The sequence below is a fragment of the Stenotrophomonas sp. 05L44_2 genome (assembly GCF_056665995.1).
The window spans coordinates 1-1,242 of the sequence record NZ_JBFTNR010000959.1 but is presented as its reverse complement, the minus strand read 5'-3'; the positions used below and the strand labels follow the sequence as shown (position 1 = coordinate 1,242).

At 68.0% G+C, this 1,242-nt stretch carries 1 protein-coding gene; it reads right to left on the bottom strand.

The genetic code is table 11. From position 1 onward, the window contains the following. A partial coding sequence (locus AC1VAN_RS22305) for a TonB-dependent siderophore receptor (RefSeq protein ID WP_480986800.1) occupies positions 1-1,242 on the bottom strand: 1,242 nt, incomplete at both ends.

Genomic DNA, 1,242 nt, shown 5'->3' with positions numbered 1-1,242 from the left:
GCGTAGGCCAGGTGCACGCTGGCGCGCACCTTGGGCACGTTCACCAGCTGATGGCCTTCATAGGCCGGGGTGCCGGTATCGCGTGCGCGCGCCTGCAGCACGCTGGCGCTGGCGACGATCTGCAGCGCGTCGGTCAGCTGGCCGTTGGCGGTCAGTTCCAGGCCGGTATGGGTCTGCTGGCCTTCTTCGACGAAGGTGTAGCCAACGTCGCTGCCGTCGGGCTTTGCGTACTGGTAGGGCTGGGAGGTGCGGAACACGGCCGCGCCCAGGGTGAGGGCGTCCACTGGCACGTACTTCACGCCCACTTCCAGCTGCCGCGACTGCATCGACGGCAGGAAGGTATCGGCGTTGGACGTCCAGAACGGTGCTTCCTGGCCCAGCGAAATGCCGCGCACGTAGCTGGCGTAGGCGTTGAGCTGGTCGGTGGCCTTCCACACCAGCGCGGTCTGCGGCAGGAAGCGCGACAGGCGGCTGTGGCGCTGCGGCGTGCTGCGCTTGTCGTAGGCGCGCTCGTCCAGGCGCACGAAGCGGCCGCCGGCCAGCCACTGCCAGTCATCGCCGAAGCTCATCCGGTCCAGCGCGAAGAACGCGGTCTGCCGGCTGTCCAGGCGCCGTGCCGATGCACCCGGCATCTTCGGCGAGGGCTCGAACACCGGCACCTGCACGTCGTGGATGTTGCTGGTGCCGACGTACTCGTTGACGCTCGGGCGCTTGTCGATGGTGCGGCGGAAGTAGTCGGCGCCGACGCTCAGCTGGTGGCCGACGCTGCCGGTCTCGAAACTGCCGCGCAGTTCGGCACGGGCCTGCTGGTTGCGGCGGGTGTCATCCGGGCTGCGGTAGTCGTAGATGTCGTAGTCGCCGTTGGGGGCGAAGTAGTTGCCCGGCACGCTGCCGTCTGCGCACCCTGCGGTGTAGTAGCAGCCGTAGGCGAAGGCGACGTTGTCATCGATCACCGAACGGCTGTGGCCGACCGAGACGCGCGACTGCCACGCATCGTTGAAGTCATAGGTGTGCAGCGCGGTAATGTTGGTGCTGGCAATGTCCACCGGCCGCTGCCACGGCTGGTAGCCGAGCAGGCGTTCGCGGTCGACGCCGCGTGGCAGGTCGCGCGCGCCCAGCAGCTGGAAGCCGGACACCGAGCGCTGCGCGCTGGTCTGGTAGTTGGCATCCACTTCCAGCTTGCCGTGTTCGCCGATCAGCCAGTCGGTGGCCAGCGAATAGAAGTTGCGGCGACCGTCGGCA